This window comes from Tundrisphaera macrotermitis (assembly GCF_051175315.1).
Taxonomy (GTDB): Bacteria; Planctomycetota; Planctomycetia; order Isosphaerales; family Isosphaeraceae; genus Tundrisphaera.
The window spans coordinates 2,949,005-2,963,451 of the sequence record NZ_CP195100.1; the positions used below are offsets into that span (position 1 = coordinate 2,949,005).

General features: G+C 69.6%; 13 protein-coding genes. 4 read left to right on the plus strand and 9 right to left on the minus strand.

Annotated features, from left to right (window positions below; genetic code table 11):
• Positions 1–92 precede the first annotated feature (92 nt).
• The gene (locus tag TA3x_RS11765; RefSeq protein WP_435021398.1) at positions 93–1,943 is read left to right on the plus strand and encodes an AI-2E family transporter; all 1,851 of its coding nucleotides are present in this window, start codon (positions 93–95) and stop codon (positions 1,941–1,943) included.
• A gap of 15 nt (positions 1,944–1,958) precedes the next feature.
• Here the strand turns inward: TA3x_RS11765 and TA3x_RS11770 are convergent, their stop codons facing one another.
• From TA3x_RS11770 to metH, 6 genes are all read right to left on the minus strand, one after another.
• Positions 1,959–2,954 (minus strand): exo-alpha-sialidase, encoded by a 996-nt coding sequence (locus TA3x_RS11770; protein WP_435021400.1) that lies wholly within the window; start codon positions 2,952–2,954, stop codon positions 1,959–1,961.
• A gap of 113 nt (positions 2,955–3,067) precedes the next feature.
• The gene (locus tag TA3x_RS11775) at positions 3,068–3,988 is read right to left on the minus strand and encodes a DUF4394 domain-containing protein (RefSeq protein WP_435021402.1); all 921 of its coding nucleotides are present in this window, start codon (positions 3,986–3,988) and stop codon (positions 3,068–3,070) included.
• A 71-nt stretch (positions 3,989–4,059) separates the two neighbouring features.
• The gene (locus tag TA3x_RS11780; protein ID WP_435021404.1) at positions 4,060–4,965 is read right to left on the minus strand and encodes a ferritin-like domain-containing protein; all 906 of its coding nucleotides are present in this window, start codon (positions 4,963–4,965) and stop codon (positions 4,060–4,062) included.
• A 245-nt stretch (positions 4,966–5,210) separates the two neighbouring features.
• The gene (locus TA3x_RS11785; protein ID WP_435021406.1) at positions 5,211–6,035 is read right to left on the minus strand and encodes an RNA polymerase sigma factor; all 825 of its coding nucleotides are present in this window, start codon (positions 6,033–6,035) and stop codon (positions 5,211–5,213) included.
• A gap of 219 nt (positions 6,036–6,254) precedes the next feature.
• Entirely contained in the window at positions 6,255–6,806 is a 552-nt protein-coding gene (locus tag TA3x_RS11790; RefSeq protein ID WP_435021407.1) for a hypothetical protein, read from the minus strand.
• A gap of 134 nt (positions 6,807–6,940) precedes the next feature.
• Positions 6,941–10,684: a methionine synthase gene (gene metH / locus TA3x_RS11795; protein WP_435021409.1), complete on the minus strand. Its 3,744-nt coding sequence runs from the start codon at positions 10,682–10,684 to the stop codon at positions 6,941–6,943.
• 281 nt (positions 10,685–10,965) lie between these two features.
• On the opposite strand from metH, the gene TA3x_RS11800 reads away from it, so the two are divergent.
• From TA3x_RS11800 to TA3x_RS11810, 3 genes are read left to right on the plus strand one after another with little or no spacing between them, the layout of a single operon-like run.
• A complete protein-coding gene (locus TA3x_RS11800) occupies positions 10,966–11,301 on the plus strand; it encodes a type II toxin-antitoxin system HigB family toxin (protein WP_435021411.1) in 336 nt (111 codons plus the stop codon).
• Position 11,302: 1 nt separating this feature from the next.
• Entirely contained in the window at positions 11,303–11,704 is a 402-nt protein-coding gene (locus tag TA3x_RS11805) for a helix-turn-helix domain-containing protein (RefSeq protein ID WP_435021413.1), read from the plus strand.
• A 56-nt stretch (positions 11,705–11,760) separates the two neighbouring features.
• Positions 11,761–12,219 carry a hypothetical protein gene (locus tag TA3x_RS11810; protein WP_435021414.1) on the plus strand — a complete coding sequence of 153 codons (459 nt, stop codon included), beginning with the start codon at positions 11,761–11,763 and terminating at the stop codon, positions 12,217–12,219.
• A 42-nt stretch (positions 12,220–12,261) separates the two neighbouring features.
• Here the strand turns inward: TA3x_RS11810 and TA3x_RS11815 are convergent, their stop codons facing one another.
• The 3 genes from TA3x_RS11815 to TA3x_RS11825 all read right to left on the minus strand — a co-directional run bounded on the left by TA3x_RS11815 (position 12,262) and on the right by TA3x_RS11825 (position 14,186).
• A complete protein-coding gene (locus tag TA3x_RS11815) occupies positions 12,262–12,750 on the minus strand; it encodes a metallophosphoesterase family protein (protein WP_435021416.1) in 489 nt (162 codons plus the stop codon).
• Between the two features lie 2 nt (positions 12,751–12,752).
• The gene (locus tag TA3x_RS11820) at positions 12,753–13,088 is read right to left on the minus strand and encodes a hypothetical protein (RefSeq protein ID WP_435021418.1); all 336 of its coding nucleotides are present in this window, start codon (positions 13,086–13,088) and stop codon (positions 12,753–12,755) included.
• 75 nt (positions 13,089–13,163) lie between these two features.
• On the minus strand, positions 13,164–14,186 hold the full coding sequence (locus TA3x_RS11825) for a transporter (RefSeq protein ID WP_435021420.1): 1,023 nt from the start codon (positions 14,184–14,186) through the stop codon (positions 13,164–13,166).
• Positions 14,187–14,447 lie beyond the last annotated feature (261 nt).

The following is a 14,447-nucleotide window of genomic DNA, read 5'->3' on the forward strand; positions in this document are numbered from 1 at the left end:
GTGGGTGCCCGGAATCGTCCGCCCCGACGATCCTCGGCGGTCCGCCCGCGCGAGGATCGCCGGGGCCCCTCCGCCGCATCCCGAGGCCCTTCATGACCGAGTCCCCGTCCGCGATCCCCTCGGCGACGAGCCTGGAGCGCGTCCAGAAGCCGTTCTATCGCCTGGCCTTGCTGGTCCTGATCGTCATCATCCTCCACTCGATGCAGGTCGTCCTGGTGCCGGTCGCGCTGGCGGTCCTGCTCGCGTTCGCCCTGTCCGGCCCGGCCGACTTCCTGGAAGAACGGGCCGGCCTGAAGCGATACGTCTCCGTGCCGATCGTCATGATCGGGTCGCTGGCCCTGATGGGGACGGCCGCCTGGGTGGCGGGCGCCCAGTTCCGGTCCCTGGCGGCCGAGATCCCCAAACATCGGGAGAACCTCGACCGCAAGCTGGACCCGCTCTACAAGCTCGCCGAGGGGCTGGAACAGCTCGAAAACTTCGGGGCGAAGCCCGACGTCGAGAAGAGGAAGGAGAAGGCGACCGGCGACGTCCCGACCCCGGTCGAGGTCAAGCCCCCCGGATCGTCCGGGCTCTCGTGGCTCCCGACCGTGGCCCAGCCGATCGTCGAGACGTTGGCCACCACCTTCCTGGTGCTGGTGCTGACCACCTTCTTCCTGGCCCAGCGCGAGTCGCTGCGCGACCGCCTGCTCGGCCTCGTCGGCCGGACCCAGATGACCGGGACCACGCGGGCCCTGGAGGACGCCGGCCGCCGCGTCGGGCAATACCTGCTCCTGCAGCTGGGGACCAACGCCGTGGTCGGCGTCGGGGTGGGCGTCGGCCTGGCGCTGATGGGCGTGCCCTATGCCCCGCTGTGGGGGCTGTTGACCACGCTCCTCCGGTTCCTCCCGTATGTCGGGATCTGGCTGTCGGCCCTCGGACCGATCCTCCTGAGCGTCGCCCTGTCGCCGGGGTGGACCCAGCCGTTCCTGATCCTCGGCCTCTACGTCGCGCTCGACCTGCTGATGGCCAACGTGGTCGAGCCCCTGCTGTTCAGCCACGGGACCGGGGTCTCGCCGGTCGCCCTGCTGATCGCGGCGGTGTTCTGGGCGTGGCTCTGGGGCTCGGTCGGGCTGCTGCTGGCCACGCCCTTGACGGTCTGCCTGGTGGTGCTGGGCAAGCACATCCCGTCGCTCAAATTCCTGAGCCTCCTGCTGGGGGACGAGTCGAACTTCGACCAGGCCACCCGCTATTACGACCGCCTGCTCGCCCGCGACTACGACGAGGCGGCGATCATGCTCAAGGACTACGCCAGGGACCGGACCGCCGACGACGTGTATGACGACGTGATCCTGCCGGCGCTGGCCCAGGCCAAGACCGACCGCGAGCAGCGCGACTTGACGGAAGAGCAGGAGCGGTCGATCTACGACGTGACCGGCGAGATGGTCAAGATGATGAGCCGGCGTCCCGCCTCGCCGACCGCCCCGGCCCCCACCCTCCGGGTCCTGGGCTGTGCCGTGAAGGGGCAGGCCGACGTCCTGGCCCTGGACATGCTCCGCGACGCCCTGGAGCCGGCCGGCGCCGAGGTGATCGTGGCCACCCCGGAGTTGCTCGCCGAGGCGATCGAGAAGGAGGCCAGCACCCGCAAGACCGTCGCGGTCTGCCTCACCGCCCTGTCGCCGGGCGGGCTGTCGCAGTCGGCCGACATCTGCCGGGCGATCAAGGCGAAGTTCCCCGACGTCCAGATCACGGTGGCCCGCTGGGGCCAGTCCGGCGACACCACCCAGACGGCCGACTACCTCAAGGCCGCCGGCGCCGACCGGATCGGCTGGACCCTCAAGGAGGTCAAGGCGGAACTCACCGCCTCCGAGAAGACCAGCCCCACCGGCAACGCCGACGCCGCCGGCAAGGCGAGCCCCTCGACGCCGCCCGGGCCCCGGTCGAATCGCCGGAACCGCAAGCGTTGATCCTTGATGCGGAGGTCAGGGCGTGGGCACCTCGACTTCCGCCAGGTAGATGTTCGCCTTCCCCTCGTGGGACGAGTAGTACGACACCCAGAGCTTGCCGTCGTGCCAGGCCAGGCCGGGGTAGCTGGTGTCGCCGCCCGAGGGGAGGGGGAGGAACTCGGCGAGCTTGCCGGACTCGGGGTCGAGCCAGCACAGGGCGGTGCGGACCTTGCCGTCGTGGAGCCGGACGCCGGCCACGATCCGGCCGTCGGGCAGGGCCAGCATCGCGGGGCCGCCGAACCGCACGCCCAGGTCGGTCCAGGTCCAGTCGGTGTAGGGGGGGCGGGACCGGCCGAGCTGGCCGCTCGCCTCCTTGCCGTCGCGGCGGAGCAGGCACAGGGCCGACCCGTCCGGGCGGAAGAGCAGGGCCGACTCGTTGGGGAAGCCCCGGTCGAACAGGGTCGGCACCAGCGTGTCGTAACGGACACCGTCCGCGCTGCGATAGAGCCGGGCGAACCGGGCGGCGCCGGCGCCGGTGCCATAGCCCACGCCGTAGGCGGCCCCGTCGTGCCAGGCGATCCGCCAGAGCCACACATCCCGCTCGCCGATCGGCGTGGCCTGGCCCCAGTCCTTGCCGTCGCGGGAGAACCACACGAGCGTCTGGTGCTTGCCGACGTCGGGCGGGCGGAGGGCCGCCGCCGCCAGGAGCATCAGGCGGCCGTCGGGGTGGATGCTCAGCTTAGCGTCGCGGAGGTCGGAGGTCGCGGACTCGATCCGCGCCGCCGAGGCCCAGGCCTTGCCATCCTCGGACGTCAGCACCCGCAGGGCCCCGTCGGGGGCGACGTGCGTCTTCCCCTCGCGGAAGGCGCAGAACCAGCGGTCCTGGTAGCGGATCAGGTCGGTGAAGGCGTTGTGCGGGGCCTGGTCCCAGATCCGCCGCACCTCCAGCAGGCGCGGGGCCTGCGGTGCGGGCTGGGCAAACGCCGGCGCGGGGCAGGCGAGGAGGGCCGTCCAGACGAAGAATCGCCGCATCGCATCGGGCTCCGGGGGTCGGTGGAAGACCCCCAGGATAGCCCGACGTTCGAGGATCGCAAGGGTCGCCCGGCGAGGACGGATGGATGAAACGCCGGGCGATCCCCGATCGATCAGGCGGCGTTTCGCGACGTCCGCCGACGCAGCCCGAGCAGGCCCGCCCCCGCGAGCCCGACGGCCACCATCGCCAGCGAGGCCGGCTCGGGGACGGCACTCGGGGCGATGGCCAGGCCGTACACGTTGCCGAATTGCGAGCCGAACGACCCCTGCGAGGTCGCCGCGCCGGTGGCCAGGTTGATCGCGTAGAGGCCGGTCGACCCGTTGGCGGTCAGCACGGCGAAGGCCGAGTTCACGCCGTTGGTCGTGGTGATGTCCAGCCCCGCCAGCTCGTTGAAGTCGAGCACGACGTTGTTGACCCGGATCTGGGCGACCGTGGTCAGCGTGCCGGCGTTGTTGGCGATGGTGACCAGGGTGTTCCGGTCGTGGTCCAGGCCATACTGGACGGTCGCGTTGGCCCCGGCGAAGTTGTTGGTGTAAGCGTTATCGATGATCAACGGCCCCTTGGCCGGGTCCGCGCCGGGGTCGCCCGCGGCGTAGAACAGGCCGGTGGCCGCCGTGGAGGTCGCGTCGTTGGGGTTGAACACGATGTTCTGGGCGCTCTCCGTCACCACCCGCAGCCGGTCGATGGTCGGGTTGAAGTCCATGCCCAGCGAGAAGGTGTTGGTCGCCGTCGCCCCGGTGCCGCCGCCGACCCGGGTGAGGGCCCCGGTCGAAAGGTTCACGGTGTAATAGCTGTCGGCGAGGTCGCTGTAGCCGTACAGCTGGCCGGTGGCGGTGCGGAAGTCGATGGCGTCCAGGAACAGGCCGGATTGGAAGAAGCCGACGCGGGACGCGGACCCGGGGCTGCCGGTGTCGAAGCGGATCAGCGACGCCCCGCCGTCGCCGATCGCGTAGGCGAATTCGGCCGAGGCGGTGCCGGCGGTCAGCAGGCCCAGGGACAGGACGGCCGCCAGGGATGCGAGGGGATGGCGCATGATCGGGGGGACTCCCGGGTGGAGGAATGGCCGCGCCCGGAAAGGGCGCGGCGGTGTGGGATCGGGCCGGATCAGCGGATGGCGCCGTTCAGGCCGGCCGGGAAGAAGCCGCCCGGGGCCCCGTTGCCGTTGAGATAGACGATGTTCAGCACCTGCTGGGCGGTGCGACTGTATGCGATGGCGTTGTCGTCGGTCGGCACGATGTTGATGCTGCCGCCCTGCAAGATGCCCTGGTCCTGGTCGCCCGCGCCGTCGGCGGCGTCGCGGAGGTCGGAAATCTTCTGGACGATGTCGGCGATCGCGGGGTTGTTCTGGCTCAGGCTCGCGAGCACGGTGCGGACCTCGCCGGCGTGGTAGGCCTCCACGGCCAGGATGCCGGCGGCGGCCTCCAGGAAGTCCTTGTTGGCCAGGAGGCGGGCCGCCCCCTTGTAGGCGGTCACGCCCACGTCCTCGAAGATGAAGGCGCCGAGCAGGAAGCTCACCTCGTCGGCGAACGGGTCGAAGCTCGCCCCGATGCCGGCGGCCGAGGCGGCGGCGTTGAAGCTGTTCTGCAGGTCGATGGCCGGCCGGGCGACGGCGGCCGCCCCCAGCGCGGACCGGAGGAACGCGACGTGCTTCAGCTCGTCGGACGCGATCTCCCGGGCATATTGCTCGATCAACGGGGTCTGGAACGGCACCTTGGGGTTGGCCTTGGCGGTGATCGCGCCGGGGTTGCCCGCCCCCGTGTTCACGCCGGTCACGCCGATGCCCATCTGCGAGATCGACGTCCCGTAAACGGCGAGGTTGTAGTATTCCGCCTCGAGGTATTCGAGGTTGAGCGCGAAGTTGAGGACGGCCACGTCCAGCCCCCCCCGCTGGGCCTCGGCCGTCCCCGGCACCAGGGCCGCCCCCGCCACGCCGAGCGTCCCGAGCCCGAGCCCCTTGAGCAGATCGCGACGACTCCGCGCGAGGGCGGTGCCCCATCTCTGTCCGAACATGATGCCGTCTCCCGGATCCTGAGGAAGCAACGATCCCGCCCCGCCGCCCGGATTCGCCCGATCCGTGGGGTCATTCCCGGGGGCACTCGGCCGGCCCGGTTGGGTTTGCGGGAGGTGCTTCCCCAACCCTCGATCTTGGATTCAGGAGGGATTCGATTTTGCGGGGGACGACCGTCGCCGATGGCGGAAAGCGATGTGTGCTCTCGGGATCGATCCGAGGCGTCCGGATCTCGTCAGGCAGAGGTTCAGGTGCAGGTCGGGTCGGTCTGGGCGAAGAAGCCAAGGAGCTGGGTGATGATCAGCACGGCCACCAGCCCGACCAGGATGGCCCAGAGGGGTTGTGCCAGGGCCAACGACACCGGTGCCCCGAGTCGCGTGGCCCACGGCGAAGGCCGTGAGGGGCTTCCGGCCTCGCGGGCGACCCCGGATTTCGGGCCTGGCGGGGGCGGGAGGGAGGGCTCGTCGACGGGCCCGGCCGTGGCGGATTGCGCCGCCTCCCGCCCCGGCCAGAGCAGCCACAACAACCCCACGCCCACGGAGATCCCGCGCCGATCCAGGAGGTCCTGGAGCCTCCGGCGGCCCCGGAGGATCCGGGTCTTCAGGGTCCCGAGCGGCCATCCCAGGGCCGTAGCCGCCTGCTCATGGCTCTGGCCCCGGAGGTAGCACAGCTCCAGGGGGATGCGATACGCCTCGGGCAGGGTATCCAGCTCCTCGCGGACCGTCTTCCCGAGGTCGTCCCAGGGGCGGGGCCCGTCTCCGGGAGCCGGGGCCATCCTGGCCCGGAGCCCTTCGTGCTTCCGCCGCCGCGCCTGGTCGCGGCGGAGCCGGAGCGAGACGCGGTGGGCGACCCCGTGCAGCCAGTTCCCCAGCGCCCCGGGGTCGCGGATCGCCGGGGCCTTCTGCACCAGGACCAGGAAGGTCGCCTGGTAGGCATCCTCGATGTCGTCGGGCTCGGTCAAGACCTCCCGACAGACCCGGATCACGCGCGGGCCGTGGCGGGTCACCAGGGCATCGAAGGACGCCCCATCTTTCCGATGGATGAAATCATCGAGGAGCTGGATGTCCGTCATTCGGGGCACTCTTCCGGCCAGGGTCGGGATCGTCCCCGGGACTGCTCATGCCGATGGCATTGGGAGTTTGCCTGGAGGAGTTCCCGATCATCGCAGTTCGGATTCAATGACCCGAAGCGGGGCCGGCGGATTCGCCCGCCGATGTCGCGAAAAGAAAACATCCTGCCGGGGCAGGATGTGGTAAGTCTCGTCAGGAACGAAGGATCGGCGAAGCCGCGATCAATACGGGAAGGCGTAGCCCATCCCGCCCGCGAAGCCGATCCCGTAGCCGAAGCCGATCGGCCGGCCATAGGCGTCGATGTGGTCCTGGATGTTGCGGGCCCTCTGGTTGCCGACCTGCTGGGCCGCGATCTGTTCGGAGCGGCTGGGGCCGCCGCCGCTGTCGAACTTGGCGACCGGGTTGGCGTGGTAGTCGGCCGGGGCGTCCAGGGTCCGCTGGTCGTAGTATTCCGAGTAGCGGCCGACGCCGCCCGGGTTCGAGAACCGCGCCGAACCCTGCTGGGACTGCGTCTCGGACGAGCGGTAGGAGGACCGCTGCGGGATCGGGTTGTGCCGGAGGATCGTCCTGTGGGCCCCCGCGTGATAGCCCGGCTGCGACGGGTCGGTCGGGATCGGCGGGAACAGCGAGGAGGGATCGCCCGGGTCCGGGGCCGGCGTCCGGGCCGGCGCGGGGGGCGGGGTCGATGTCGGTGCGGGGGACTGGGCCCCGACGTGGGCGGTCATGAGGCCGCCCACGAGGAGGGCCGAGGCGATGCGCAGGTGGCGGACCATGATGTGCCTCGGTTCGGGGTCGATCGGGTCGGGGCGGAATTGCGCCCTTTTCCCAATTATAGGACGAGGCGAGATCGGGGCCGAATGGATTCCGGCCCGATTTCGCCCCGTCCCCCCGGATTTCGCCCGACCGCTCAGGCGCGGTCATACCCCAGGTTCGGCGCCAGCCAGCGCTCGACCTCGGCGACGGGCTGCTTCTTGCGGGCGGCGTAGGCCTCGATCTGGTCCCGGGTCAGCATGTCGACGGCGAAGTAGCGGCTCTGCGGGTGGGCGAAGTAGAGGCCGCTGACCGACGCGGCGGGGTGCATGGCCAGGCTCTCGGTGAGCCAGATGCCGGTCGCCTTCTCGACGTCCAGCAGGCTCCAGATGGTCGTCTTCTCGGTGTGGTCCGGGCAGGCGGGGTAGCCCGGGGCCGGGCGGATGCCGCGATACTTCTCGTCGATCAGCTCGTCGTTGGAGAGCCCCTCGGACCGGCCGTAGCCCCACTGCTGGCGCACCGTCTGGTGCAGCTTCTCGGCGAACGCCTCGGCGAGGCGGTCGGCCAGGGCCTTGGCCATGATCGCCGAGGGGTCGTCGCCGTCGGCCTCGAACTCCTTGGCCAGCTCGTCGGCCCCGGCGCCGGTGGTCAGGGCGAAGGCGCCCAGGTAGTCGGCCCGCCCCGAGTCGATCGGCGCGATGTAGTCGGCGAGGCTGCGGAAGTCCCGCTGCCCCTCGCGCTCCCACTGCTGGCGGAGGGTGTGGATCCGGCACTTTTCCACCTCGCGCGATTCATCCTCATACAGGACGATGTCGTCGCCGTCGGAGTTGGCCGGGAAGAAGCCGTAGACGGCGTTGGCCTGGAACAGCTTCTCGCCGATGATCCGGTCCATGAGCTTGCTGGCGTCGGCGAACAGCTCCTTCGCCACCTCGCCCACGAACGGGTCCTGGAAGATCGCCGGGTACTTCCCCTTCAGCTCCCAGGCGTTGAAGAACGGCGACCAGTCGATGTAGGGGAGCAGGTCGGTTAGGGGGTAGTCGCTCAGGACCTTGGTGCCGACGAATTCGGGGACGGCGATCTCGGCCTTGGCCCAGTCGGTGGCGAACCGGCGGCGGTAGGCCTCCTCGTAGGGGACGAGCTTCCGCTTGATCTTGCGTCCGAAGGCGACCCGCTCGCGCTCTTGGGCCTCGCGGTTCTCGCGCTCGATCTCGGGCCGGGTCTCGGGGCGGTTGAGGCGGTCGACCACCCCGACGCTCCGCGAGGCGTCCTTGACGTGGACGACCGGTCCGTCGTAGTGCGGGGCGATCTTCACCGCCGTGTGCTTGGCGCTGGTGGTGGCCCCGCCGACCAGCAGGGGCACGGTGAACCCCTCGCGCTTCATCTCCTTGGCGACGTGGGCCATCTCGTCGAGCGACGGGGTGATCAGGCCGGACAGGCCGATCATGTCCACGTCGTGCTCGCGGGCGGCGCTGAGGATCTTGTCGGCGGGCACCATCACGCCGATGTCGATGATCTCGTAGTCGTTGCAGCCGAGGACGACGCCGACGATGTTCTTGCCGATGTCGTGGACGTCCCCCTTCACGGTGGCCATCAGCACCTTGCCGCGGGCCTTGTGCTCGCCCCCCTCGCCGCCGGCGGCGACTTTTTCCGCCTCCATGAACGGCTGGAGGTAGGCGACCGCCTTCTTCATCACCCGGGCGCTCTTGACGACTTGCGGCAGGAACATCTTGCCGGCGCCGAACAGGTCGCCGACCACGTTCATGCCGTCCATCAGCGGGCCTTCGATGATGTGCAGGGCGCGGCCGTACTTCTGGCGGGCCTCCTCCACGTCCTCGTCGATGTGGTCCACCGTGCCGGTGACCAGCGCGTGCTTGAGACGTTCCTCGACGCTGGCCTCGCGCCAGGCGGTGCTCTCGGCGGCGGCGGACTTCTTGCCCTTCTTCTTCACCGTCTCGGCGAACTCGGTCAGGCGGTCGGCGGCGTCCGGGCGGCGGTTGAGCAGGACGTCCTCGACCCGTTCCAGCAGGTCCTTGGGGATCTCGTCGTAGACTTCGAGCTGGCCCGGGTTGACGATCCCCATCGACAGCCCGGCGTTGATCGCGTGGTACAGGAACGCCGCGTTCATCGCCTCGCGGACGGTGTCGTTGCCGCGATAGCTGAACGACACGTTGCTCACGCCGCCGCTGGTCTTGCTCTCCGGGAACCGCTTCTTCAGCTCGCGGACGGCCTCGATGAACTCGACCGCGTAGTTGTTGTGCTCCTCGATCCCGGTGCCGACGGTGAGGATGTTGGTGTCGAAGATGATGTCCGACGGGTGGAAGCCGACCTCCTCGGTCAGCAGGCGGTAGGACAGGTCGCAGATGGCGACCTTGTCGTCCTTGGTCACGGCCTGCCCCTCGGGCATCCCGGGGATGACCCCGTCGGCCACGAACGCCATGACCACCACCGCGGCGCCATACTGCCGGGCCAGCCGGGCCCTTTCCAGGAACTTGTCGACGCCGTCCTTGAGGCTGATCGAGTTGACGATCGACTTGCCCTGGACGCACTTCAGGCCGGCCTCGATGACCTTCCAGTCGGAGCTGTCGATCATCACCGGGATGCGGGCGATGCCGGGGTCGGCGGCGATCATGTTGAGGAACTTGGTCATGGCCGCCGGGCCGTCGATCATCCCCTCGTCCATGTTGACGTCGAGGATGTTGGCGCCCCCTTCGACCTGGTCGCGGGCCACGGCCACGGCCGCCTCGTAGTTCCCCTCGCGGATCAGGCGGGCGAACTTCTTGGAGCCGGTGATGTTGGTCCGCTCGCCGACCATGATGAAGTTGGTCTCGGGGCGGATCGTCAGCGGCTCCATCCCGCTGAAGCTGCTGTAGCCGGTCGGCGCGGGCCGCCTGCGGGGGACGATCCCCTCCACGGCGGCGGCGATCTGGCGGATGTAGTTGGGGTTCGTGCCGCAGCACCCGCCGACGATGTTCACCCAGCCGTTCTGGGCGAACTCGGCGATGATCTCGGCCATCTCCTCGGGCGTGTTGTCGAAGTTGCCGAACCCGTCGGGCATCCCGGCGTTGGGGTGGATGTTGATGTGCGACGTCGCCACGCCGGCCAGCGCCTCGACGTTGGGCCGCATCTCGTTGGCCCCCAGCGCGCAGTTGATCCCGACGCTCAGGAGCGGGAAGTGCGACACCGAGTGCCAGAACGCCTCGATCGTCTGCCCGGACAGGGTCCGCCCGGCCTTGTCGATGATCGTGCCGGACACCATCACCGGCAGGGTCTTGCCCGTGTCCTGGAAGAACCGGGCGATGGCGAACAGGCACGCCTTCATGTTCAGGGTGTCGAAGCTGGTCTCCGGGAACAGGATGTCCACCCCGCCCTCGACCAGCCCTTCCACCTGGACATAATAGGAATCGGCCAGCTCGTCGAACGTGACGTTGCGGTAGGACGGGTCGGCCACGTCGGTGGCGGTGGACGCCGCCTTGTCCGTCGGCCCGATCGAGCCGGCGACGAACCGGGGCTTGTCCGGGTTCAGGGCCGTGACCTCGTCGGCCACGCGGCGGGCCAGGGCGGCGGACGCCCGGCTCATCTCGCGGGCGTGGGCCGATAGGCCGTAGACGTGCATCGAGATCGGGTTCGAGTTGAACGTGTTGGTCTCGATGATGTCCGCGCCGGCGTCGAGGTAGGCGCGGTGGATCTCGGCGATCACGTCGGGCCGGGTGATCGACAGGAGGTCGTTGTTCCCCTTGAGCGGACTGGGGTGGTCCTTGAACCGCTCGCCCCGAAAGTCGTCCTCCTCCAGCCCATACGTCTGGATCACGGTCCCCATCGCCCCGTCGAGGATCATGATCCGCTCGGCCAGGATCTCTTCCAGGAGTTCCAGCGTCGTCGGGCGGGCGGCGGATTTGAGCATCGCGGGGCGACTCGTCTCGGGGTATTCGGGGCAGGGGGGCGACCAGGATCGGCCATGCCGACGCGCAATCCGCGCGGCCTCGCCCCGGTTGTCGGGACCTGAATTATCGGATCGGCCCGGATCGCATGTCAAGCCGACGCGCCCGGACGCCACATCCCGCCGCCGATCGTCCGATCGTCGACGAACCCGCCTGAATCCGGGCAAGCCGCCGAGGTGGCGCCCCGCCCATGGGGCGACATGGCCGGATTGCCGCGATCGCAGATTGCGATTACCGTGGAGGGATGCGAGTCATTTCGCGTGCTCGACTGCGGCAGTTCTGGGAGTCGCGGAAGGACGACTCGGCCCTGGCCATGCGATCCCTCCTGGCCTGGGAGAAGATCGCCCGGGGGGCGGCCTGGTCGAACTGGGGACAACTGACGCAGACCTTCGGATCGGCCGACCGGGTGGGGAACTGCGTCGTCTTCGACGTGGGCAACAACCGCTTCCGACTCATCGCCAGGGTAAACTTCGACAAGGGGCGGCTCTACATCCTCAGGGTGATGGACCACGGAGAATACGACAAGGCCAGGTGGGTCGAGTCCTGCCGATGTCACCAACCGCCGCCGAGGGGAGCTTGAAATGCCCATCGCCCTGCCCGCAACCTATTTCCGGATGGTGCAGTCGTTCCCGCTGACGCGAATCCGGGACGACGCCCACCTGGCGGAAGCCCAGGCCCTCCTCGATGACCTGTTGAGCCAGGATATGGACGAAGGGGCCGAGGCGTATCTGGATGCCCTGGCCGATCTCATCGAATCCTATGAAGGCCAGAACGAACGTTTCCCGGATGCCCCGGCCCGGGATGTGCTCAAGCTTCTCATCGAATCCAGCGGCATGAGCCAGCGAGAATTCTCCCGCGTCGTGGGGATCGCCCAGTCGACCATCTCGGCGTTCCTGAACGGCACCCGGAGGCCGACCACCGACCACTCGAAGACGCTGGCCGATCATTTCGGGGTGGCGCCGTCCGTATTCCTCGCCGAATGATCGAGGGATGAAGATGAGATCGATTGAGATTGGGATGTTGCCGGATGGGTCCGGGGATGGTACGATCGCCGTGGCCCGGGGCCGCCGCGCCCCCGCCGGTGCCGGCCGCGACGCCGCGCCTCGCGATGCGGCCCGAACGCCCGGGCCTCGCCGCCCGATCCTCTCCCCACCACCAACCCTGGGTGTCAGCCATGCCGCTCACGCCGGATGAGGCCCTGTCCCGGAACGCGGGCCGGGCCAACCTGCAGATGGAACGGGCGATCCGCGCCCTGCTGGACGAGGTGGAACTCGCCCTGGAAGACTACGTGGGCGACCACCTCTACGTCGGCCTGCCGTCCTACCTCGAATATCGCACCGAGTTCGACGCGGCCCTCGGCAGGAAGCCGACCACCCTGGAGATCGTCGACGAGCGCCTCCACGAGCGGTTCGCCGCGTTCGGGTGGAAGATCGGGATCGTGACCAATTCCACGGGCACGCACCACTGGATCCACCTCCTGGACGCCCGGGAACGCTAGCGGCGGGCGGCCCCGGCCCGGTCGCTCCCGGGCGATCGCGGCCTACTTCGGCACGTGGAGGAAGCGGAGGTCCCCGCCCTCGGTGTCCAGCAGGGCGACCGTGAACGCGGAGGCCCGGTGCAGCGCCCCGGGGTTGATCCGCCGCACCGACCCGGCCATGCCGTCCGAGGCGACGTGCGAATGCCCGGTGAGCAGGTAGTCGGGCCGGTCGGCCAGCACGCGCCGGAGGTCCCGGGCCAGGTGGCCGTGGGCCACGCCCAGCCGCGCCCCGCCCAACTCGATCACGCCGCCCCGGCCCAGGCACGCCACGCCCGACGCGGCGGCGGCCCGCTCCAGGTGCGGGGCCCGGCCCTCATCGTTGTTCCCCAGCACGAACCAGGCGGGCAGGCACGCCAGGATCTCCACGATCGGCGGGGTGGTCAGGTCGCCGCAATGGATCAGCGCCTCCGCCCCCTCCGACCGCAGAAGTTCGACGGCGGTGCGGGTCCGCTCGACCTTGTCGTGGGTGTCGGACAGGATCCCGACCCGCATCGTCAACGCCTCGGAGGGGAGTCGGTGCGGCCGGCACCGGCGGCATCGCCGCCCGGTCGATCCTCGGGGACGCCCAGGGCTCTCCGGAAGGCCTTGTCGAACCGCGGGATGTAAAGGTAGAGCATGGCCATCTCGATCGCCAGGGACAGCAGCCCGATCAGGATCAGCAACCCCAACTCGCCGATCGGCACGGGCAACATCCAGGCCAACGCCGAGGCCACGCAGAACGACAGCACCACGCCGATCGCGACCATGAGCGGCAAGAGCACCAGGTGAAGGGCCATCGCGGCGACGATGACGATCACCAAACGCGACCGGTTCGAAGGGCCGTCGGCCATGATCCTGGGTCCCCGCCATCGCCTTGGGGGCCGTCCCCGCCCGGCCCGGGCATCTCGTCCCGGCATCCCGCCGCGTCAGAAATTCTTGATGAGCTGGAAGGTGGTCTGCGTGTCGAACGGCATCCCCCCGACCAGCGGCACTTCCAGGCCGCCGAGGAAGTACCAGTCCCCGCCCACGCCGAACCGGAAACCGGGCGTGATGCTGAGGTAGGTGGCGTCGCCCCCGCTCAGCTCGGTGTGCAGGTTCGCCGCCGCGTAGTACACGAAGCTCTTGAAGAAGCGGGCATCGCCCGAGGTCAGGTAGTGCCCCACCGCCAGCCGGGCGTCGAAGGTCGTGAAGCTGCTCGGCGACGCGTTGAAGCCGGTCCAGGGGTTGGACCGCTGCAACGCCGAGGACGCGGGCGTGTAGTTGGTGGGGACCGTCACGCCGGCCCCGCCCCGGACGACCCAGCGTTCGAACGGATTCGCCCAGAACTCGACGTCGGGCGACAGGCTGGCCGCCCCGTTGCCGTTGCGGCCGTCGCCGGTCGGCAGCCGGACGAACAGGTTGCTGGTCACGGTGTACCGGCGATCCTCAGCCAGAAGGATGCGCGGGGCGATGGTCAGGTCCCCGAAATCGGTCCAGTTGGGCCCGCCGGCCGGGCGTGCGGCGTCCGGGGCCGAGGTCACGAAGGGGACGAACCAGCCGAGTTCGAACCGGCGGCTGAGCGGGCTGAACAGGATGGCCGTGCCGTTGTAGGCGGTGCCGCCCCCCGGGATCGGGGCGAACGAATACGAGGCGACGTAGAGCCGGTAGAACGCCCCGTCGGCGCTGCCGACCCAGGTCTGCCGGGGCGCGTCCCCGGGGGCCGGTGCATACGGCTCATCCCAGCCTTCGGTCAGCAAAGACCCGATGCCGAGCGGGCGCCACGCCTCGGGCCGGAGCGGGTCGAGCAACGACTCGCCCACGACCTCCGCGAACGATCGGGGCCGCCACTCCGCGACATCCGCCGGGACCGGCCCGGCCGCGGGCGGCTCCTGTCCACCGACCGGGGGCGCGGGCCAGAGCAGCCATAACGCGACGGCCGCCTTGAGTGAACCCCATCGAACCCTGTTCATTGGTCTTCCCCCCGAGGGCCGTCGATCGGTCTGCGTTAGGATCGGCAGGATCGGAAATTTCGGTGAGTCCAACTGCCGCCCCGCTCCGAATCCCGCCGATCTCCCCCCGTCGGCCGGATCCGCCGCCATCGCGGACGCCCTCCCGGGCCGGCTTTCCGGAAGAAAATCGCCATTTCGGGAAAAACACAGCTTAAGGCCCCCCCGGAATCCTGAATATGTCGGACGAATGCTCCGGCCCGACCCCCGGAGCCGCCCGCACCT